Annotated in this window: 18 protein-coding genes and 1 other RNA gene; 6 read left to right on the top strand and 13 right to left on the bottom strand. The window is 48.0% G+C overall.

Annotation, left to right across the window (positions count from 1 at the left end; all coding sequences use genetic code 11):
* Positions 1-35 precede the first annotated feature (35 nt).
* The gene (locus BUB30_RS15850) at positions 36-1,016 is read left to right on the top strand and encodes a histidine kinase dimerization/phospho-acceptor domain-containing protein (protein WP_073135820.1); all 981 of its coding nucleotides are present in this window, start codon (positions 36-38) and stop codon (positions 1,014-1,016) included.
* Positions 1,017-1,018: 2 nt separating this feature from the next.
* On the opposite strand, the gene BUB30_RS15855 is transcribed toward BUB30_RS15850, so the two are convergent.
* Positions 1,019-3,544, bottom strand: a complete 2,526-nt coding sequence (locus tag BUB30_RS15855; protein ID WP_073135822.1) for a DUF3857 domain-containing protein — start codon at positions 3,542-3,544, stop codon at positions 1,019-1,021.
* Between the two features lie 213 nt (positions 3,545-3,757).
* Between BUB30_RS15855 and ssrA the strand changes: the two genes are divergently transcribed.
* Positions 3,758-4,149: a transfer-messenger RNA gene (ssrA, locus tag BUB30_RS15860) on the top strand.
* A gap of 159 nt (positions 4,150-4,308) precedes the next feature.
* On the opposite strand, the gene BUB30_RS15865 is transcribed toward ssrA, so the two are convergent.
* Complete coding sequence (locus BUB30_RS15865) at positions 4,309-4,761, bottom strand: hypothetical protein (protein ID WP_143164948.1); 453 nt, start codon at positions 4,759-4,761, stop codon at positions 4,309-4,311.
* A gap of 206 nt (positions 4,762-4,967) precedes the next feature.
* On the opposite strand from BUB30_RS15865, the gene BUB30_RS15875 reads away from it, so the two are divergent.
* Both BUB30_RS15875 and BUB30_RS15880 read left to right on the top strand, forming a co-directional pair.
* A complete protein-coding gene (locus BUB30_RS15875) occupies positions 4,968-5,774 on the top strand; it encodes a hypothetical protein (RefSeq protein WP_073135829.1) in 807 nt (268 codons plus the stop codon).
* The gene (locus BUB30_RS15880) at positions 5,771-6,448 is read left to right on the top strand and encodes a hypothetical protein (RefSeq protein ID WP_073135831.1); all 678 of its coding nucleotides are present in this window, start codon (positions 5,771-5,773) and stop codon (positions 6,446-6,448) included. The genes BUB30_RS15875 and BUB30_RS15880 overlap by 4 nt, the downstream gene beginning before the upstream one ends.
* A gap of 168 nt (positions 6,449-6,616) precedes the next feature.
* On the opposite strand, the gene BUB30_RS35175 is transcribed toward BUB30_RS15880, so the two are convergent.
* From BUB30_RS35175 to BUB30_RS34660, 5 genes are all read right to left on the bottom strand, one after another.
* Entirely contained in the window at positions 6,617-6,775 is a 159-nt protein-coding gene (locus tag BUB30_RS35175) for a hypothetical protein (RefSeq protein WP_178377127.1), read from the bottom strand.
* A gap of 494 nt (positions 6,776-7,269) precedes the next feature.
* Positions 7,270-8,076: a hypothetical protein gene (locus BUB30_RS34885; protein ID WP_143164949.1), complete on the bottom strand. Its 807-nt coding sequence runs from the start codon at positions 8,074-8,076 to the stop codon at positions 7,270-7,272.
* Between the two features lie 22 nt (positions 8,077-8,098).
* Positions 8,099-8,587: a methyltransferase family protein gene (locus tag BUB30_RS15890; protein ID WP_084138165.1), complete on the bottom strand. Its 489-nt coding sequence runs from the start codon at positions 8,585-8,587 to the stop codon at positions 8,099-8,101.
* A gap of 10 nt (positions 8,588-8,597) precedes the next feature.
* On the bottom strand, positions 8,598-9,173 hold the full coding sequence (locus tag BUB30_RS15895; RefSeq protein WP_073135835.1) for a cupin domain-containing protein: 576 nt from the start codon (positions 9,171-9,173) through the stop codon (positions 8,598-8,600).
* 120 nt (positions 9,174-9,293) lie between these two features.
* Complete coding sequence (locus BUB30_RS34660; protein WP_178377128.1) at positions 9,294-10,022, bottom strand: LuxR C-terminal-related transcriptional regulator; 729 nt, start codon at positions 10,020-10,022, stop codon at positions 9,294-9,296.
* 500 nt (positions 10,023-10,522) lie between these two features.
* On the opposite strand from BUB30_RS34660, the gene BUB30_RS15910 reads away from it, so the two are divergent.
* Positions 10,523-11,338 carry a hypothetical protein gene (locus BUB30_RS15910; RefSeq protein WP_073135842.1) on the top strand — a complete coding sequence of 272 codons (816 nt, stop codon included), beginning with the start codon at positions 10,523-10,525 and terminating at the stop codon, positions 11,336-11,338.
* Positions 11,339-11,543: 205 nt separating this feature from the next.
* On the top strand, positions 11,544-12,797 hold the full coding sequence (locus BUB30_RS15915; protein ID WP_178377129.1) for a Kelch repeat-containing protein: 1,254 nt from the start codon (positions 11,544-11,546) through the stop codon (positions 12,795-12,797).
* A 121-nt stretch (positions 12,798-12,918) separates the two neighbouring features.
* Here the strand turns inward: BUB30_RS15915 and BUB30_RS15920 are convergent, their stop codons facing one another.
* From BUB30_RS15920 to BUB30_RS15945, 6 genes are all read right to left on the bottom strand, one after another.
* The gene (locus BUB30_RS15920; RefSeq protein ID WP_073135846.1) at positions 12,919-14,871 is read right to left on the bottom strand and encodes a tetratricopeptide repeat-containing sensor histidine kinase; all 1,953 of its coding nucleotides are present in this window, start codon (positions 14,869-14,871) and stop codon (positions 12,919-12,921) included.
* A gap of 589 nt (positions 14,872-15,460) precedes the next feature.
* Positions 15,461-16,843: an aminotransferase class V-fold PLP-dependent enzyme gene (locus BUB30_RS15925; protein ID WP_221408727.1), complete on the bottom strand. Its 1,383-nt coding sequence runs from the start codon at positions 16,841-16,843 to the stop codon at positions 15,461-15,463.
* A 323-nt stretch (positions 16,844-17,166) separates the two neighbouring features.
* The gene (locus BUB30_RS15930; RefSeq protein WP_073135850.1) at positions 17,167-17,808 is read right to left on the bottom strand and encodes an NAD(P)H-binding protein; all 642 of its coding nucleotides are present in this window, start codon (positions 17,806-17,808) and stop codon (positions 17,167-17,169) included.
* An 80-nt stretch (positions 17,809-17,888) separates the two neighbouring features.
* On the bottom strand, positions 17,889-18,704 hold the full coding sequence (locus tag BUB30_RS15935; RefSeq protein WP_084138167.1) for a DJ-1/PfpI family protein: 816 nt from the start codon (positions 18,702-18,704) through the stop codon (positions 17,889-17,891).
* A gap of 51 nt (positions 18,705-18,755) precedes the next feature.
* On the bottom strand, positions 18,756-19,535 hold the full coding sequence (locus BUB30_RS15940; RefSeq protein WP_084138168.1) for a putative quinol monooxygenase: 780 nt from the start codon (positions 19,533-19,535) through the stop codon (positions 18,756-18,758).
* An 89-nt stretch (positions 19,536-19,624) separates the two neighbouring features.
* Complete coding sequence (locus BUB30_RS15945) at positions 19,625-20,458, bottom strand: alpha/beta fold hydrolase (RefSeq protein ID WP_245804108.1); 834 nt, start codon at positions 20,456-20,458, stop codon at positions 19,625-19,627.

Consider the following 20,458-nt stretch of genomic DNA (forward strand, 5'->3'; position numbering starts at 1 on the left):
TACCTCAGTTTAGATTTCACTATACTTCGGCCGGGATGAGAAAGTTTAAGCCGCTTCAGGAGGAGGCCCTGATTTCGCAGGTGCCGAGTGCGTCGTGGAGGTACGAGTTGGAGAAGTCATCCACCAAGTATCACATCGTGGCGGCCTGGGCGGCGATCATTTTCGATCCCCTGTTTGCCATCACCGACTACTTCAATATTCCCGGGAGCTGGCAATATGTGTTTTCGATCCGGATCGTAGTATCCCTCGTCACCCTGTCCACCCTAATCCTGCGCAAACGCTATTACTTGCCGTCCTACATCATCGCGGTGGTGCCCTTCCTGCTCATTTCCTTGCAGAATGCCTACACCTATAGCCTCATTGGCGATGCCAACCTGGTGGGACACAACCTGAACTATACCGCGCTGCTCATCGGCGCAGCGTTGTTCGTGGCCTGGGACTGGCCCTATTCCGCGGTGCTCACCACGCTTTCGCTGGTGGCTACGGCCTATTTCATCCAACAAAATCCCGCCCTCGAACTGAACGCATTCTTTGTGAAGGGTGGACTGATCCTCATCTCATCGTTCGCCTTCATGACCATGCTCATCCAAACGCGCTACAAGCTCACCATCCGCGAGATCAAGGCGCGTCTGGCCTTGCAAAAAAGCAACGAGGAGATCCAGGCACAGAACGACGAGATCCAAACCCAGAACGAAGAGATCAAAGCCCAGAACCAGGAGATCCAGGCCCAGGGTGAAGAGATCCGCGGCATCAACGAGAACCTGGAGAACTTGGTGAGCGAACGCACGGCCGAGCTGGAGAAAAAGAACAAGGCCCTGGAAGAATATGCTTTCATCAACGCCCACAAACTGCGCAGTCCCGTGGCCAGCATCCTGGGCCTGATCAACCTGTTAAAAAAAATCCCGACCACGAAAGAGGGCCAGGATGTGCTGGATCATTTACAACGCTCCGCAGATAAACTGGATGAGATCGTGAGTTCGATCACGAAGGCGATCGAGCGGGGGGATAAGAAATAACCTCACCCCCACCGGTCATTTTCTCTCAACTGCACGATAAAGGTTTCTTTGACACGGGTAGAAGAGTTGAAATACGGGATCCAGATGGCGGCGACGATCAACATGACAAAAACGTCTTTGTAATACGGCAGCGCTTCCGTGCGCGATTGTGCATAGAGAATGCCCGAGGCTGCATCGAGCACGGTGATGGCGAGATTCAAACCATAGAACCACATAAACAACCGTGGGGCGGACGTGCGTCGCGTGTAGAACAGCATGATGAGCAAGACCGACAACACCAGGATGACCACGTTGTATACGAGTTTGATCATGGCCAGGTAATTCAGGCCATCGCCCGAGGGCCCCACGAGGTATAGTTCACTTCGAAAGAAATCGGATTGCGCGAAGAAGATGTAGAGAATACGAATAGGCGTGAAGGTGATCCCAAACCCCACCAGGTACAACCATCCGCCGATAGGCCTGCCCTGGGAGACGTAGGTTTGCGGGTCGGGATCATACTCGTGATACAGTCTGTAGGCAAACCATATCGACGCCAGCAACAAGATCACGCTTGCCACAATTGCCGTCGTGCTCACGCCCGTGACAGACGCCGTGCTGTCGCCCGACTCGTTCCAGAAGAGTGAATAGCCCACGAGCCCCAGCATGGTGTCGTGATCGTTTATAAATTTCTTGACGTCCTCTACCGGCACATGATCGGCCAGTGTTTTGTAGTCGATATCAATCCGCAATTCCTTGGCCCCACCTTCATAGCGAACCTCGTAGGCATATTCATAATAGGGCGACGTGATCTTCTTGCTGTCGTTGGCGATGTTCCATGCCTCGGGCAAATGCACGCGGATACGGTGATGATAATTCAGCGGGTAGATCAACCGGTAGGGCATTGTGCGGCTGGCCGACTTGGACACGTTGACATAGGTCCTCAAGGTTTGTGCTGAGAACTCGCCGGTTTTCTTGCCCTTGTCGGCTTCGTCTGACGTCCAGAAGTTGGAAATTTTGTATTTCTCCAAGACCACAAACTTGTTTTCACGGCGATCGTCCGCAATGGTCAATGTATCCACCACCTCGATCTCCGGATATTGGCTCGCGTAGAAATCGATATAGCCTTTTTGGGCGCCGGAAATGGTACCGCTGGCAAATTCGGCGCGCTGATTATCGGCTTCACTGCCCGTATAGGTCGTCTTCACTTCCATGATGACCGGCCCCACACGATCGGCAATCGTGAACGTCTGCTCCTCGGTCGTCTCCGACACCACGGGTTGAGGCAACTTCACCAACGCTGTGGTCGTGTCGCTGATGATCAATCCCTCGCCATAGTTGGGAAAATAATTGCTGGTGATGCTGCCGCCTTGATTACTGATCGTCGGGTCGATGTAAAGCCGCTGGTCGTCCTGGAGGACGGCGACCACGCAGTGATCGAACAGGTTGGCCGCGGGCAATTGCGCCGACATCGTGTTGCGTGTACTGGTGTTTACCAGCATGGGATAGGCCTGAATATCATATTGGCGCAAGATCGAACAGAGCAAAAGTGATTTGTCCTTGCAATCGCCAAAGCGCTGTTCATAAACTTTCAGGGGCGAATGTGGCTTGTGCGAATTGCGCCCGGATTCAAACCCCAGGTAGCGCACTTCATCCTGCACAAACCGGGTGGCCTTCTCGAGGATCTCCTGCTTACCGGCTGCATCGAACTGGCCTTCCAGAAATTGCCTGAGCTTGCGCTGCTCCGCGGCAGGCACCTCGAAATGAACGCCGGCCCATTGTGCCACCTCCGCCCAACTTTCAAAATCCGTGACGGCCACATGGCGACTGGCATCGAACCAACCGGGCACATAGTCGTCGTAGGTGACCCGCTTCACGTTGGCAAGTTTCCAGACGTATTCGGTGAGCCTGCCTTTTTGCTGGATCGCGGCCGGTACCTCCTCGTTGTAATATTTGGTAAACAGTTTTTTCTCCGACGGCACCACCAGGCGATGATAGAGGCTGGCATACGGCACACTGTAGTCGAAATAAATTCTATCGCCATAGTGCCCGTTGAACACCGGGTTAAAGCCCTTGCGGGTAAAGGAATATTCCAACACATCACCCACGCGCACGTCTTGCACATTCAACACCACCGACAGCGAGCCGTCGTACAGGTAGCGGTCCATGCTTTGTTCGCGCTGGATGGTACGCAGGTCGCGGGCGTGCAGCTTGTTGATCACTTTGCCATCGCGATGGATGACCAGTTGGTGAAAGGCCAGCGTTTGGTACGACGGATCGAAGTCGATGCTCAGGTCGGCCATTTCCTGTACACCCTCCGTGGTGAGCAGCGTGTAGGCATAGTGCACGTACGATTCCTTCAGGGCGAGGTTGTCCTGCTCGTCGATCAGCAAATAATACGAGCCGCCCGACTGGCCGGCAGGGGGCTTTGCTTTCAAATCTGGGTTTTGGAGGGTGACCCATTGCGGCGCGGGCAGGATTTTAACCTGCTGGGCAGCGACCCGGGAAATGCCAAGGGCAAGGGCGATCAGGGTCAGGAAAATACAACGCATAAAAGGTTTTCGGATCAGGTTACAAAAATCCGGGAAGCAAGATAAGGAGTTGACCAACACGGTGGAGCCAAATCGCCCCTAGAAACTTACACGACCGTTAAAACCCGGATTTTACGGTTGCCGATGGCGGCCGGCCGCGGTTTGAACGATTTTCCCCTTATATTTGTCTCCCTTTTGCAGGAAACGACCTGCTGGAGCAAGTTCATTGACATTGGGGCCGACCGGTTTTGACAGGATGTTTAACCACGTATATAAGCATGCAGGCTCATGGGATGAGAGCCTTAAAAGATAGTTCCAAACCATACTTGGCGAGTCTAACTACGCCATGGCTGCTTAATTTATCCGATAGGGTAAATTAGCCTCGTCCCGATAAGATCGGGAAAGCCATCATCGCTCAGCGCTGTTGTTTTGCAGGCGTTGGATAGCGGTGTCGTTATGCAGAACTGCTCCGTGCGATGTTGCTAAGCACGGCTAAGACACAGTAACTAAGGTGTAGTTTGGCTGTTGCCTGCCTTGCCACACCCGACAATCAAAGTCAACTAAGCATGTAGAAGGTACGGCGTTATCTTCTCTGGACGAGAGTTCGATTCTCTCCGGCTCCACTAGATCAAAATCAAAACAAATCAAAAGCCCGGATCCGTGATGGTTCAGGCTTTTTTGTTTTTGTAGCTGTTCAAACTCAAAAAGCGCGCAATCGCGCTCGAAAACAAGTGAAAAAGGCAAAAAAAAGAATAGTTTAAGAGGGCATTCCTTTGTGGCAACAGTCAAAATCCTCCAACAGTACTATTCTGCAAGCGAGAACCCATATGCGAAACAAACTTTCTTTTTAGAAATGAATCCTTATAGATACAGAGAAAATTCTCGATTTCGCTAGGCTCTTTGAGAAGCCGAATGATTTCAGGATAAAGAGTCTTAATGTCACCTCTCGACAGTGCGACTTTTCTGCTTGTCGGGAGCCCAAGATTCTTCGCTCCAATTCTTGTTCCCGCATGCAGGTAGATCCTCTTAGGTCTTATTCTTCTCCTCAATCCCATTGCAATTCTCAGAGAAGTGTCATAAACCGTAGTCTCTCCAATGCCCTTTGGAAGATCGCTGCCTATTTCAGCGATAATCGCGTTAAAATCACTTTTAGTAATGGCAGCTTGCAATGCACTAGACCTGTCCAACTCGAAATTTAGGTATTTACGAATATCGTCATAGGTATGGTCAAATTGCACCAGTTGACCAGTTTCTCAAACCGCAAACGCCTCCATGAAGATGATGCATAAAAACGATGAAAGCTGGCGCGATGACCGTAGTACTCGTCGCGCTGTTCGTCGTATCGTTTTTTGTCTTTCCCTTTGGCAATCCACCATTGCATATTTCATCCGTTTATACCAAATAAATATATTAGAAAATATTATCTTGAATAAACATTAGCATCATGAAACGTTTCCTCTTCGATCTTAAACTGTTCTACCATCTGTTGCCTAAATTGATGCTCGTGTTGACTGTTGGCAGTGCATTTCTAGTAATCGTTTTGGACGTATTTCAATGGCGTTTGCCTTTTGAATCAGCCAATGCGGATGGGATAAATAATTTTGTGATAGGCTTTCTTACGTCCGTCTATACATCAGGGATATTCTTCATTGTAGTATTTGGCCTGCAGGACTATAGGCGGGCAAGTCAAGTATCACCATTGATCATATCGGAAGTGAAAACGTTGATTATTCGAATTAACGGAAGTTTAGAAGGTGTCTGTCGGCATCATGAGATTGCGTACACATCTGGTGTGGATTCGATAAAGGGTGCATTCGAAAAATTGAATAATGTTATAGATTTTCGAACTCCGTCTGATTTGGGACAAGGCACGATAACAATAAAAGAAGGCATTCAGTACGTGAAAATGGATGGCCCGATGTACTCTTGGCATGAGGCATTTGGAAAAAGATGCGCAAGTATGTTGGAAGCGTGCAACGCCGCCATTGCGAATCTTACCAGCTTCAATCTTGGCGACCCGGAGCTACTTTGGCAACTGTACTTAATAAAGGAGTCTACGTTTATAAGGAATATGATGGGTCGGCCAATACATCTTGGTCGAACTAACGAGCGTATACTTCTCAGTCCCTACCTAGATCTTGTCCTTCGAGCACGTGACTTGGAGATATATATAAACCGACATTACAAGGGTTTTCAGGAACTAAGCACCGGTCATCCCGATCGTGGGGAGATAAACTACTACTCATCATGAAAATCATCCACATTATTGCTCCCGCCATAATTATCCTTGGTGGCTCTTATGTAGCCACACAAGAGTTGAATGACCCGATTGAAAAGGTTTTGGGGGCCGGAGTGCTTATGATTTCTACGGGGTACGCGGCATATCTTGGTACATATTGGCAAGAGAAAGGAAAGAATCTTGCAACAAAAGAAGACATTGAAGTGTTGACAACCATTACAAAAAAGATTGAAGCAGAGTTCGATATTGCAAATGAAAATAGGCTTACACTTCAGTCCCTTAGACGGACTGCAATTATTGACGTTCATAACGGGATAACTCAAATTATATCCAATCTTTTCACCGATTGGTTCGGTTCATTTGAACTTAAAAAAAGAACAAAGTATCTGCTTGATTTGCAAGAATCATTTCTAAGAGCCCAAAGCCAGTTAGAACTTTTTGATGAAAACTATCAGATTTATTCGCCAGATCTCAGCGTAATAATGCCTTTTATTGTGGAGGAGATAGGTCGACATTTGGCAGCACATAAATCGTATCTCGAAAAAACGCAGGTCCTTGAGCAAACTTTAGTTATCGCTGAATACAGTCAGAATCTCGTGGCGACATACGATAAACTATTGCCGCATTTGGAGAACTTAACAGGTCTCTTTCGCGAAAATCTAAAGCAAATGTTGCCTAGGGCTTAGAGAATTTGAGCCTCTAGGAGAACCATGGCTTTCCAAGCACCGTGATTGCCTCAGCCATATCTATTTGAATGACAGGAACCACTCTTCCTTCCTGTAAAATAGAATCTCCATGATAGTTTTTTTTTCGAGATCAAATTGCCATACATACCATGCGGTCTAGGAATTGGTTCACAAATAGTAGTCGTGCTTGGACAACTGTGACAATATCGCCAAGTCAATGAATTTCTGCTGGTTAACGGTGACCGTCAATTGTTCTGCACTGTGCCGGTAACGGTTCTGGTACTCGATCAAGATCGTCTTGTTACCCACACTACTGCCGCTGGTCATGATGTAATCGCACGGAAATATTTGCTTGTAATCTTATGTAAATCCTTGCATCTTGAAATTGAGAATTTTAGCCTATTGGTGGGAATCAGAAAAAATAGTATTTGAGTTTCGTAAACCTCCCGCCAAATGGAATACAATTTATGACTGAGATTTGCTTGGTGTACCAGCAAACTGGAGAATGGCTTGGAGGGATCGGTTTGTGAAGGTAGCAGAACTGATGATTAACCCTAGAGAAGCTGAACAACTCGCGTACTTGTTGACGGTTGGGACTTTTCCAGAAGAGAATTTACAAAAGGGATAACATTCTCATCAGGTGCATTAGAATTCATTGCTTCAACCCGCAGCTATAATGAATATTTTTACATTAATCCTCAAACTGGCGTATGGAAAGTTTCACGACACTTTCCTGTTGACGAAGTTAACTTTTGAAAGAAAATTCTTTGACGGTGTGGTTCAAAAACAGACAAAATGGTCGTAGCGATGATATATCTTTATCATTTGCAATCATACACCGGTGTCACAATAGCCTTCGCGCCTATTTCGGATGTGATCGTGATCTTCGTAATTTTTCCATCGTCGTCGAACGCATACTCGAAGGTGGAGGTGTTGCTTTCGCTCTTTTGTTCTTTCACAAGGTGCGGCGTATCGTAAGCGGGTGCACCAAAAAGACGTATGTAGTCGTAGCCCTGATAGGTTGAAAGGTAACGCGTAAAGGCGTCAACGTTCTTTGGGGCATATTCGTGGTCGGTGTAGTACGTGTAATACTCTCCTTTTTTGGGATCGGCGCTCTCGTCTTCACCTACAAATCGCATCATGTCGCCGTTTATATCCCAGCTAAACAAATTCGCTTCTATTACCGTTTCGGTTCCTACGATTGCCGTGTTTGTCATACTAAACTTTGTGAACGACGTGGATGAGGGTTTGGCACCCGGGTAATTGGACTGCGAAGTGATATCTTTCAAGGTACCGTTCGAATATAACGTAACTTCATAATGTGCTAACCAGTCCCCACCCGATAGCGGAAATACTTCAAGAACGTAAGGCAAACCTGTGCGATACGTAATTACACTCTTACCATTATCGCGGACAATTTCCCTGAGCAATCCATTTTCGTTGTAGGTAAACTGTGTGATGGTCGGGCTCGATGAGTAGTTGATCGTTATCGATGTGATCCGGCACTGCCCTGCCGGTGGTTGAGGTGGTTGGGGCTGTTGAGGCGTGGGCGTATTGCCGGAGTCGCACTTCATCAACGAAGCAGCAACCGCTACCCATAGCATGTATCGGATAAATCGCTTTTTCATTTTCTGTCTTGATTTAGTTTCCCTAAATCCAAGGGCGAACGCGGCTTTTGTAATCGAGATAGGCCTGGCCAAATCTTCGTGTCAGGTATCGCTCTTCACGCTTGATAATGTATTGCTGTACCACGATAATCAGCAATGGAAATAATATGATATTCCACCAGCTTCCGGTAAAACCAGTGACGGCGAGGTATACGTTGGCAAGCCCGAGGTACATCGGGTTACGTGTCATGCTATAGATGCCGTCGGTTTGAAGGGAGTAAGCAGGCTTGATGGTGATCAACGAATTTTTTGTGACGAAGAATTGCCTGAGACTTATCACTACCAACACGAAAGCAATCGCAGCGAAGGCGAATCCGATGATGGTCGCTCCTGGCATGGTGAAGAAAACATTATCGATCGGAAATGTTCGCTGAAGAAACACTGCCGCCACGAACACCGCTACGTAGATCAGCGGGGGAGGAACATAAACCCCGGGATTATCGCGGTTGTCTTTTACTATATCTGTACGCATCGTTTATCGTTTAATCTGCTTTCAAGGGTGGCCCTACAATCTTCATGTCGTGATCGGCAAATAGTTTTGCTATCTCCTCTTTCGATGGCGGTGAGGTCCATCGATCGGTTATCGCAAAGAATGCTTCCATTTTACCAGCCGGCAAGTAGGATACAATCATGCGTCCGTTCTCGGTTAACTGAACAAAGGCATGCTGAACATTTCGGGGGAGAAAGATGGTGTCGCCCGCTTTCAGTGGAAACTTTTCCTCGCCAACCTGGAAGACGTATTCTCCTTCAATAACATAAAACCATTCGTCCTGGTAGGGATGGACGTGTAGGGGTGGGCCGCCTTTTGGCGTAAGACCCGTCTGCTCAAAAACCGCCAGATCGTTTTCCGTATCCTTGCCCGATATTTTGATATCCAGCGTGTTGAGGGTAACGCCTTTCATTTTGAAATGCTTACCGAATCGCGCTTCTCCCGAATTTACCTTGAAGCCCACGCGGGTTCTCGTATCGGATCCGGATCTGACCCTGGCAAATCCGAATAGTGGCCCTGCCGCCAGTAAAGACAATAGCGTGTCCATAACGAAGTTCTTCCGTTTCATTGGTATTGTTTTTAAAAAATCAAATTGGACTATTGACTGTAAAGATGGCCCATGACGCCCGCCGATGGCAATCACGGAAAACCGTGAAATCTTGCCCTACCGGAATGACGAAGACGAGGGTTAGTCGAGCGAGTATCTCCGCGATGCTTCTTTAATAAGCTCCATGGAGTTCTTTACTTGTAATTTTTCCAGGAGATGCCGACGGTGTGTTTCCACGGTGTTGATGCTGATGCAGCACTTATCGGCGATCAGTTTAGTAGACAGTCCTTGGCCGATAAGTCGTAATATCTCCATTTCGCGTTCGGTTAGTGCCGGAACAGCTTTGGCATTCGATGGTTTTTTTTCTTTATAGGCTACCGCGAAGTCGAGGAGTCGTGAGCACGATTCTTCGCTATCGCGACGTTCTATAAACTCAAGCTTGCATAGCACCTTATCGATGGCTACTTCGCCTGCTAACAGCAGCAAATATTTCGTCTCTCGAATTCTTTCCCACGCATGGTTGGCCAGTTTAAAACGATACTCAAGAACCAAAGGCGGAAAAGGTCGCGCAAAACCCGGGGTTGCCAGTAGCTCGTGCGATTTAATGATACTCTCCGACAACAAGGGCATGTCGTCCGGGTGGATCAAGGGGAACCACGCGCTAAGGCCTTTCTCGGTGAGCAGTTCGGGCGGATATCCGGTGAGTGCTTCGAACGAGTCTTCCAGGTAAATTATCCTTTCCTGATTCAGGCAAGAGACCAGGAAGATGCAGGTGTTATCATCTGCGGCGGCCGACTCAAAAAAATCTTCCCGCACGCCATAATCCGGGTGCATCTGCTCGATAACAGCGGAATATTTTTGCAGGGTCATGTTTTTTTTTACAAAATAACCATTTTTCGTTAAAGTATTTTTGACCCGCTCCAAAAGCCCTGATTACCAAATATTGATTACCGGAAAATTTACAATTGGCGTTCGATTCTCTCCTGCTCCACTGGTATCCGTTAACAGCGAATGCCTTTGGCGCCTCTTAACTCCCATACTATGGAACATCACGGTAGTCAGGGATATGGTCACAGCACAAGGCGCTGTTCGTTGTGAGCATAAAAAAATGTCCCTGATGCCTCGCTACAGTCTGCCAACATTTCGTTATTTTCATTTGTGGATTCCTTGACTCTCCCGATCAAATCTGGTCAGCATAGCCCACCAGGAATCCCCGAAAATCCGTTCGATATTGTCCATCGTGTGAGTCATAAAAAAACAAATTGCATGATGTCTTTTCATAGTAAGCATCCCCTGGGCCTTTTCGAACAAGCCCGATCCTGCAGCAGAAGCCTCAGAAGTGACCCAAATCCTCATAACAATCAACCTTTATGGCCTCCTTCGACTTGTTTGCCATCCTCATCGGAACACTGCTAAAGCTCCTGCTGGGTTACATCCTGCTCGGCATCTTGGTAATTGCCCTCACTCAAATAGCCACCGGACTTTCCCAGGCAAAAGGCCGGTTCCTGAAGAGCGAGCTAAACAGGATCATACAGGAACCCACAATCGTAAAACGGCTGTACGAGCATCCTATTATTTATCCATTCGGCGATAGCCCCGCATACCTCAAATATGAGTATTTCGTCATGGCAATGTTGGACATACTCAACCTAAGCAACTCATTGGATGCCGATGAAAACATGGAGGCGTTAACGTTGAAATATCCGGGTAATGTGTTCATCAAAGGAATTGCAAGTCTTCTGGCGGAATCCAAAGAAATCTCCCACAGAACCGACCGCACAGTTAGTGGTGTATTTCCCAAGTTGGTTAAAAAATGGTTTCGAGATCTGATGTATCATGCATCGGGCAAGTACGCACGCAAAATACAATTCGTCGTTTTCGCCTTTAGCATGCTCGTGGTTGCAGCACTCAACGTCGACACCATACAATTATTCAAATCATTTAACGACTATAAGGTTGTTGCCGCCGCCGTGGATGCCATCGATAAAAAACTAACTGCGGAAAAGACTGTCGCACTGATTACCGAAGAAGCAAAATGCTCCACAGCAATAGGATGGGATTGCTGTCAACGTAAACGCTTTGGCATCCCCACGGTTCTTGGATGGATTATCAGTACGGTCTTAACCGCATTTGCCGCACTCGTTACCTTTGACTATGCCAACAAGTATCTAAATATGAGAAATTGAAACTACCATCTGCGACAAGATATTCGCGGCAAAAAATGGCCACATTCGGTCTTACATGGGCATTCAAAACCTCGCCCTGCTAACTATCTGATCCTCAACTGCCGCAATCGCGACCAGTATCTACTACGTTGTAAGTTTGAACGCCATTTTCCACTTTCTACACGCCAGGGCTGTCGTATTTTTGAAAAAATATTTATCCCCGATGATGAAAAAAGTTGTTTTTCTATTTGCTATCGCACTGGCATTTTCGTGCTCCAACGACGACTCCCCCGCAGGCGGAGGGTGCTCCTCACAACTGACAAGTTTAAATTTAGAAGGCGGCACGGTATACACCGGCGAGATCTTATCCTTTCCCAAACCGGCGCCGTGTATCTCACAGAACCTGAAGGTGCTGGTAAACGGCAAAGAAGTGGCGTTAACCGTGGTTGACAGCGAAGTTTCCTTTACGGTTCCGCCCATTGCCGAAAGTACCGCTACGTTCACCATCCAGGGCGGCGGATCGGAGGTTTATGCGGGTCCTGTTTCCGTTGTAAAGGCATACGGCACATGGAAGGCGGTGGCTCCGTTTCCCGCCGACGGCAGAGGTCGTATGGTGGGCTTCGGCACCAGCACCGATGGTTACCTGTTCGGCGGTGCAGCGTACCTGGGCACTGGCTTTCAAAGTTACGACGAACTTTACAAGTATAACGCAGCCGACAACGCGTGGACACTGGCAAACTCAGCTCCAGCCTTTTCAAAAACCAATGAAGCGCTGGTGGGCAATGACGTCTTCCTGGATGGAGCCAAATATTCCATCGCCGACAATACCTTGTCGCCATTGAGTTTCCTGCCCTACCTGGGCGAGGGCTCCACCTATTGGGACACACACCTTTTCTCCAACCAGGGCAACGTGTATGCGATCTCCGACATCAACCAGAATCTCATCATGATCCACCATTACGACCCGGTAGAAAAAGCCTGGTCCATTGTGAAACAGCTTACGTACCTCGACAACGGCCAGCCGAATTACTTTCAGTTCGACTTCGCGATCGAGCAAAATGGTATGACTTACATCGGCATCCTGCAATTGAATCGCAACACCACCGAGGTGTGGGCCTTCGATGGCACGGCCAACACGTTCACCAAGGTAACCAGCGTGTCTACCGAGATGGATGGCAGCACGCAAAGCCTGAAGCATCTGTTCACCTTAAACAAGCTGGCCTATTTTATGGAAGAAGGGGAATCGTCGCAAGACCTCAACGGAAAGGTCGACATCATCCATGCGCACGAGTACTTCTTCGTATACAACTTCGAAACCAACGCGTGGCGCAAAATAAAAACAGAGTGGCCGCAGAGCATGCACGGTGCCTCCAGCTTCAACATCGGCAACCGTGGCTTCGCCGGCTTGGGTGCCAGGGAAGGAACAACCACCGGGTTTATTTACCAGCGGCCGTTCTTTGAATTTGTGCCTGAACCGTAACGCATCGGTAGTATATCGAGATCAATACAAATCAAGAGCCCGGTCCGTGAATGGATCCGGGCTTTTATTTTTGGACCTGTTCAAAACAGACCAAATCATAACCCTCCGCAGATCCTACCCGTCACAAAAGTTCTTTGATCTGTGCGGGCGAAGCGATCGGCACGGTAAAGCAAAATGTAGAGCCTTTTCCCACGGCAGTTTCCACGGTGATCGTTCCGCCGTTTTTTTCTACGAATTCCTTGCACAGCAATAATCCCAATCCACTTCCTTTTTCGTTCGCGGTTCCCGGTGTGGAGCGTTTGTCTCCAATTTTGAAGAGGTTCTCCAAAATCGTATCCCGAATGCCAACGCCGTTGTCGATCACCGCTATTTTTATGAAACCCTCTATCGGCTCTGCGTGCAGCGTAACTTCTCCGCCTTCGCGGGTAAACTTTATGGCGTTTGAAAGCAAATTGCGGATAACGGTTTTGATCGAATGCGGGTGAGCCCAAACCCACAAGCCCGTTTTATTCTCGTTGAGGATGGTTATCTTTTTGACCTGCGCCAAATCCCTGAACAATTCTTCGCTTTCATGGAGCGCCTGACCCATATCAAAAACTTCGGGTATATATTTTATGGTGTTGGTCTGTGAGAAACTCCATTCCAATAAATTTCCGGTGAGGTTGTTCAGATTTTTCAATGATCTGTTCAAATCACCGAGATACCTCCGACGTTCAACCGGCGTCAATGCATCATCGTAATTGGATAATAAATCCATAAGTCCCATCAACGAATTGATCGGACTGCGCAGATCATGCCCGATGATGGCGAAGAGCCTGTCTTTTGAATGGATCGTTTCCAGCAGCAAGCTGTTTTGATTGGCAATGGCGGCTTCTTTATTAACCAACTCACCGTTTAGTACGGACAGTTTTTCGTTCAACCCTAAAAGCTTCTTGTAGGTTTGTTGTCTTTGGCGGACAAAAAACAACAAGCCTGCTATGATACTCACGAAAATGAACAACAAACCTATTCCCAAAAGTTGTTGATTTCTCTTTTCGGCTTGAAGCAACGCCTTGTCTTTTTCCTGAAGCAACGTCTTTCGCATTTGCTCACGGTTGTTGAATAAATGTTCGCTGTACTTCGCCCGACTGCTGTGAACCGAATCGCGTAGCACATTGCTTTGGAGAAGGTAGCTGAGGGCTTGTTCTGTTCTTCCCCGTTTCGATTCAATGGTCGAAAGCAAAATGCAAATGCGCTCCATGTCGGATTTAGAGCCTATTTGCACATAATCGTGATACGCTTTTTCAGCATAATCAAAAGCTCGTTGAACATCACCTTTTATCAACTTGAGTTTTGCAAAATAGTATCGGTTGTCTGCTTTGTCGATTTTATCGGGGAGGGGTTTGATAAAATTCCATGTGGCGTTTAACAATGAATCGGCCAGGGCGTATTGTTGTTGCTCCAGGCGCAGCGCGCTCAACATATTGAGCAAGTATCCGTAGTTTGGAATTTCCTTTGGATCATGCGCGAGGGCCATCTTCAAGTACTTCTCCGCTTCGGGCAATCGGTTATTGGCGAGATACGTTTGCCCGATATTTATATTCAGGGTGATGAAATAGGCGTCCTGGTTGCCTAATTCTTGTTGAAAATCAAGTGCCCTTTTGAAATAATCAATAGCTCTGTAATAATCTTCCAGATCGAACATGCACCAGCCAATATTTGCGAATGCGCGGCACAAAATGGTTGGATTGTTAACCGAGTCGGCTATATCAATACTTTTTTGATAGCAGGAAATGGCTTGCGCAATCTGGTTTCTCCTGGAGTGCGTCTGGCCGATCAAAAGATAGGACCATGCCATCCCATTTTTATAGTGCAGTTGCTTCGCCAATGCCAGGGCTTGTTGAGCATAATGCAACGACGAGTCAACGTTCACGGAATGATAGCTACTGGAAATATCACACAAGCCCAGCACCCGGTTAGTGTCTATGGGCACCGACACCAATTCCCTTTTAAGACTGTCGACATCTCCCAGGAATTCTTGCGAATAGGCGACCGGGGCAACGAGAAGGGCCAGGATGCCGAGAGCATATTTCATCCATGACCCCTGACCGACGTTGTGTAGAGAAATTTTGACCAATCCGGGATTTATCGTCCTCATTATGCTTGCGGGCTCTTTCTGTGCGATGGAAGTATAGCGATAAATTGTGCCTCCGACAAACAGCCAATGACCACCTCCATGAACCCCACTCGCCGCAGACGAAGCTTCTATTTTAACACATTTCCTTCAAACGACATCATTTCGCGACAAGTCCAAATGTCATCAATTGTAACAGCTTGATTTTCAATAGTTAAAGACCGTCGACCCGGTTGAAATTACGGCAAACTGATTTTGTTTTGCCTTTATTGATCACGCACCATGCGTAACGAGAGGCGACATTGGCGAAAATCGCGGATTTTATCGGGCATAATGATGTGTCGTCCTGTAGAAGGCGGGTGCAGCCCGACAGATGTTTAAACGCTTTGATGAGGTGGGCCTGAGTTAGCCTAATTGCCTATGTGGTTAAAGGCATTTTGAAGCAGATGATCGTGGTAAGGCCTTTTGGTGCGAGCCTTTTCAATACATTGTCATTCGAGTGTTTTGATGCTCATGCTTGCCTGGTTCGCGAGCCCATTACACCTCTCGCTCAGCGACGCGCAAGTTGGAGAATTGTTTTATCAAGGAAGGTTCGTGCAAACTCTATAAACTTATCGATATCAGATTTCGTGGTCGGGATGCCCATGGAGATCCGAACGGCGCCCCGGGTCTTGCCTGTAAAGGCGACAAAATCATCGTAATCGCCGCGATCCCTTCCGTCAAAATAATTTCTCAACGTATCCGGCGAAATATCATGATTCAATTCATCAACGCCCGGATTACAAAAACATCCGGTCCGAAAAGATATCTTTTCAAGACTTCCCAGTTGCTCGATGCGTTGCGGCGAATAGCACTGTTCATTCACATCAAAAAAGTTCATCACGAAGGTGCCGCCCCGGTTTTCAACATGCCTGGGCCCATATAATTTTATCAGCTTCGATCCATTGGCATGATAAAGGGTGCTGAGCTCGGAAAGCAGGTAACGACTCAGCTCCTTTATACGACGATGGATATTCTTCATCCCGATGGAAGTGATAAAGTTCAGTCCGTTCGTAATGGCGGGAATATTCAAATAGTTCATGGTGCCGTCTTCAAATTGCTCATGATCGTGTTTTAAAAAAAAGTCACAGTGTCCCACGGCCGATAAGGTAATGGTGCCTCCGGCATACCAGCTTTTCTTTAGTTTATGAAATTTTGCTTTTTTAACGAGCAAGCATCCAATACCGGTTGGATAGCCAAACATTTTGTAGAACGAAAGGGAAACAAAATCAGGGCGGTGAAGGGTTAAATCCAATGCTGACGTTGGAACAAAAGCCGCGGCATCCAATAGGACGTCCCAGTTTTCTTCGTGCGCCTTGCTGATCCATTCCAGCGAATGTTGAACGCCTGAAACATTGGACTGGGCCGGAAACGCAAATAGCTTTTCATTCTTATCGGGATGATTTTGCAGATGCCGGCTCAACTCCGTTTCGTTTATCGTGAGGGACTTCCGATGCATCGGGCTATAGGTATAAGCACCTCCCCTGTTCTTGCAATACTCCCGGATGCCATTCACGGAATTATGATTATCCGTCGTGAGCAACAATTGAGCACCCGAAGAGAACGGGTAACATTCTCCAACGATCTTCAGGGCGCCGGTGGCATTCGCGGTAAAGATGCAATAGTAGTCGTGCGCCTGGAAGAAATGCAATACACGATCACGCGCTTCCTTCACAAATTCCTCCGACCTAAGCGAAGCCGGATTCCTGGAATGAGGATTCCCATAAACGCCGCGTCGCAAAAAATCGCAATGGGCGTCCACCAGCGATTGGGGATAGATATTGCCACCGGTGTAGTCCAGGTAGGTATGTCCACTTTCATCCAGTCGGGCGAATTCCTTTTTTCGCAAGCTCGCGAAGCGCTCATCACGCGTTGTCCGCAAATCCATGATCATATGGCAATCCATATTTATGTTGATGGAAAAACAGCATATAAAATCCGTCTCATCGCTGGCGTATGCCAGGACGGACGCGTTACACGGCACATCCCTGCAAAAATTCCGGGGAACAATAGCGGGCCTTCATAGCCTGAACTTTTTCAGACTAAAGTAATGTCATGTCGCGATGCAGGCCAGTTCCACCTTATATCTGGCGGGTCTCATTTTATAACTGGCTAAACCTTGCGTCCAGCAACCCAAATGAGCCTTGACATGACACACCGGGATGGTTTGTCCGTATGCCTGTGTTCTCGCCAGGCTAACGCACTTTCTCCAAGACCTTACCTAAAATCGCGGATTTTATCGGGCATGATGATGTGTAGTCCTGTAGAAAGCGTTTTTGGAGCTTTTGCCATTTTTTCTGCGAGCACCGACGTAGGCAACGGCTTGAATTTTCTGAACAGACCCAAGCCGCTCAAAACGTTTAGAAGCGGCGCGCTTACCCGTTCGCCCGAACGGTCGGTATTCTTGCGCAACAGCATGGCAGGTTTGAATATGATGTATTGATGAAATGCAAGGGCTTCGATCTGATCCTCCAATTTACCCTTAACCATAGAATAAAACAGTGGACTGGAGGCTTTCGCTCCATATGCAGACAATAACACGGCACGAAGGACGCCGTTTCGTTTGGCAAGCTCAGCAAACTTTAACGGTATCTCAAAATCGATGTGCCACTGTTTGTCCTTGGATCCGGCGGTCTTCAACGTTGTTCCCAGGCATGAAAACCAAACGTCTCCATGGACGAATGGGGATACCGTGTCCAGGTTGTCGAAATCGGTGAGTATCTCCGTGAGTTTGGGATGACTCCGCTGGGTGGCTGCGCGAACAAAGATCACAACCGACGTGTAGTCCGCGTCGTGTAGTAAAATATCAACAAGGTCTTTACCGGTTGCACCGGTGGCGCCGATAACTAAGGCTTTCATGTCTGATGCGTTAAATGCTTTGACGTTTTTTAAACCATTCTGTCTTTCGTCGTCACCCGATGTGTGGTCTTGTGTTGTGGTCAGTGCCGGGTCAGCCAGTTTTCAACCGCCCTCGAAAAATCGGCGACATCGATGGGGTGGCGGCTGGTGATGAGGTTCCCATCGATCACTACAGGTTCTTCCAGTACCGTGCCGCCTGCATTCTTCAAATCGACCTGGATGTTCCAGTAACCCGTAAGTCTTTTTCCCTTCAGGATATCGGCGGAGGCCAGCACAACAGGTGCATGACAGATCGCGGCGATTAATTTTCCTGCCTTGTTGAAGTCTTGAATGAAACGGATCACGTCTTTGTCGAATCGCAAGTTGTCGGGGTTCCAGGCGCCACCCGGGATGAAGATTGCGTCGTAATCGCTCACCTTGATCTGGTCCGCCGTGCGGTCAAACTTGAGCCAACCCACAGGTTGTAAATATTGAATGGCCATAATGTGTGTCTTTGCCATTTCAGGTGTGCTCAGACCGTATCGTTCAGGCGCTGGGTTGAATTTAGGCGCAACGATCTCCACCTGGGCGCCCAATTCCCTGAAGTACCACACGGGGCCAGAGAGTTCTATCTCTTCGAAACCATCGGCGGCGAGCACGGCTATCTTTTTGCCTTTTAATGCTGTTCTGTTTGTTACCGGAGTAAAAAAGAATGCTCTCAACGCCTCATTTCCGGGAGCATTCAGCAATTGTGACACCGGCATGTTGACCACCGCAGAGGGAGACGTCAATTGGTTCAGCACTTCCAGTTCATGTGATTTGGTTTGGCCAGCGGCTACTTTTACCTGGGCCTTCGTGTTAACGGCGGCATGCATCATGATAATACCTGTTATAATAAATTGATTTATGGTTTTCATAGCGTTCGTTTTTGTTGGTGCGGGTAAATGATGTTTTTGCGACAATACTGTTTATTCCCGGATAAGGGGCGCAAATTCGATAAGCCTGTGAAGACCGGTTTGAAAGGGTTGCTTTTTTATGCTCGTGTTCAGATAGTCGATCACAGGCTGTATCGGTGGAAATTTCAGGTGATATTGAAAGGCATCTTCATTCCTGAATTTTTCATAGGTAACAAACTGCGTGCTGTCCGTTTCCAACTGTGAAAGCTGATAGGTAATGACTCCTGGCTCACTGCGGAATTGTGGCATGGCCGTGTGATAGACCGTCTTAAAATCACGTTCCGTTCCTGCTTTTGCATCCACAAACAGCATGATGGTGATCGGATCGTCTGTTTTTCTGACGACACTTTGCCACTGCTGTTTGGAGATGGGTTCCAGGTCTTTTATGTCGATTCTTTTTGCTTGTGTTGACAACGCGGTCTTTGCCAATGATTCCAGCGCTTTGAAGGATGCGCTCTTGCCGGCCTTTTCCAGGTCCATTTTACTGTTCCATCTTTCGATGATCCACAACACGGATGGATGTTCCTGCTCATAATAGGCTTCCGATAAAACGTTGCTTTCCTGGTGCAGGGAACGGCTCACATAATCACTTACGACTTTGCGGAATGCGGTCTGGTGGTCCGGTTTAACGTCAAACCGGGTTAGCCTCGCTGCGAAGTGGTTTGCTTGATTCCCGTTGGATTCTTTGACAACCGCGTCGTAGGGATGTTGTGCTTTGGGGTTCGTCTGACACAGCAGCAATAGCACGGTTAAAATAATCGCCATGGGCTTCTTTGAAAATGATCGTAGCATGCTTGTATCTATGTTGCGTAAAATTGATTCTTACGAGCAACCGGCTGTGTCATCAACCGGTTGCTCCCCCTCTCACTCTAGTCACTGCGTTATCGCCCGATCTTGAGCAAGAGATCTGACACCTCATGCGGTTTGGCCAGAAAAGGGGAATGGCTGGTTTTGAGCTGATAGACGGTTTTGATGCCTGCGCCCGCAATCATCCGGTCTTGAAGGCCTGGTGAGATCACGACGTCATTCAGCGTCTTGATGTAGACCTTACTGACCGTGCCGAAATGATCATCGGTCAGGCTGACTTTGTTGGAGAATGGGATCGCGGGTTCTGCACGATAATTTTCAATCACGCGTTTTTTATCGGCCGGAGAGCCATCGCCTATAAACAAATCGGTTACCTTGTCTTTCAAAACATCAAGCGTTAATTTATCGGCCGAGGGAACCAACGCGGGGCCTAGTTGCGAATTGGGATCCGAATACGCCAAGTCTGTCAGCGCCTGTCCGGAAGCCGGAAGGAATGCGCCGATATAAACCAGTTTGCTGATCCTGGCGGGAATCTTTTCCGCTACGTTCGTCACCACCATTCCGCCCATGCTGTGCCCCACCAATATCACTTTGCCTTTTACTTGCGAAACGGCATCGATAACCTTATTACTGTAAACATCGAGGGTCAGGTTCAGCGGTGGTGTGTTGTCATCGCCATGACCCGGCAATTGGACGATAATCACCTCGTTACCTTTACTGACCAGGTCGGCGCGCACGGCGTCCCAGACATAAGGCGCTTGCCACGCGCCGTGTACCAGTACGTAGGTATTGGTGACGGCAGTGTTGTCCTCATCGCCCGTATAGGTTGCAAATGCAGATAATGTAAATGCTGCCGATAGCAGCGCTAAGATTGTCTTTTCCATCATTTTAGAATTTTGATTGTTCAT

It is taken from the genome of Chryseolinea serpens (genome assembly GCF_900129725.1).
Taxonomy (GTDB): domain Bacteria; phylum Bacteroidota; class Bacteroidia; order Cytophagales; family Cyclobacteriaceae; genus Chryseolinea; species Chryseolinea serpens.

Excerpts from the sequence above, each read along its gene's own strand:
- BUB30_RS15850 (WP_073135820.1), top strand. The coding sequence starts at position 36 with ATGAGAAAGTTTAAGCCGCTTCAGGAGGAGGCCCTGATTTCGCAGGTG.
- BUB30_RS15855 (WP_073135822.1), bottom strand. The coding sequence starts at position 3,544 with ATGCGTTGTATTTTCCTGACCCTGATCGCCCTTGCCCTTGGCATTTCC.
- BUB30_RS15875 (WP_073135829.1), top strand. The coding sequence starts at position 4,968 with ATGAAACGTTTCCTCTTCGATCTTAAACTGTTCTACCATCTGTTGCCT.
- BUB30_RS15880 (WP_073135831.1), top strand. The coding sequence starts at position 5,771 with ATGAAAATCATCCACATTATTGCTCCCGCCATAATTATCCTTGGTGGC.
- BUB30_RS35175 (WP_178377127.1), bottom strand. The coding sequence starts at position 6,775 with ATGACCAGCGGCAGTAGTGTGGGTAACAAGACGATCTTGATCGAGTAC.
- BUB30_RS34885 (WP_143164949.1), bottom strand. The coding sequence starts at position 8,076 with ATGAAAAAGCGATTTATCCGATACATGCTATGGGTAGCGGTTGCTGCT.
- BUB30_RS15890 (WP_084138165.1), bottom strand. The coding sequence starts at position 8,587 with ATGCGTACAGATATAGTAAAAGACAACCGCGATAATCCCGGGGTTTAT.
- BUB30_RS15895 (WP_073135835.1), bottom strand. The coding sequence starts at position 9,173 with ATGAAACGGAAGAACTTCGTTATGGACACGCTATTGTCTTTACTGGCG.
- BUB30_RS34660 (WP_178377128.1), bottom strand. The coding sequence starts at position 10,022 with ATGACCCTGCAAAAATATTCCGCTGTTATCGAGCAGATGCACCCGGAT.
- BUB30_RS15910 (WP_073135842.1), top strand. The coding sequence starts at position 10,523 with ATGGCCTCCTTCGACTTGTTTGCCATCCTCATCGGAACACTGCTAAAG.
- BUB30_RS15915 (WP_178377129.1), top strand. The coding sequence starts at position 11,544 with ATGAAAAAAGTTGTTTTTCTATTTGCTATCGCACTGGCATTTTCGTGC.
- BUB30_RS15920 (WP_073135846.1), bottom strand. The coding sequence starts at position 14,871 with ATGAAATATGCTCTCGGCATCCTGGCCCTTCTCGTTGCCCCGGTCGCC.
- BUB30_RS15925 (WP_221408727.1), bottom strand. The coding sequence starts at position 16,843 with ATGATCATGGATTTGCGGACAACGCGTGATGAGCGCTTCGCGAGCTTG.
- BUB30_RS15930 (WP_073135850.1), bottom strand. The coding sequence starts at position 17,808 with ATGAAAGCCTTAGTTATCGGCGCCACCGGTGCAACCGGTAAAGACCTT.
- BUB30_RS15935 (WP_084138167.1), bottom strand. The coding sequence starts at position 18,704 with ATGAAAACCATAAATCAATTTATTATAACAGGTATTATCATGATGCAT.
- BUB30_RS15940 (WP_084138168.1), bottom strand. The coding sequence starts at position 19,535 with ATGCTACGATCATTTTCAAAGAAGCCCATGGCGATTATTTTAACCGTG.
- BUB30_RS15945 (WP_245804108.1), bottom strand. The coding sequence starts at position 20,458 with ATGAACAATCAAAATTCTAAAATGATGGAAAAGACAATCTTAGCGCTG.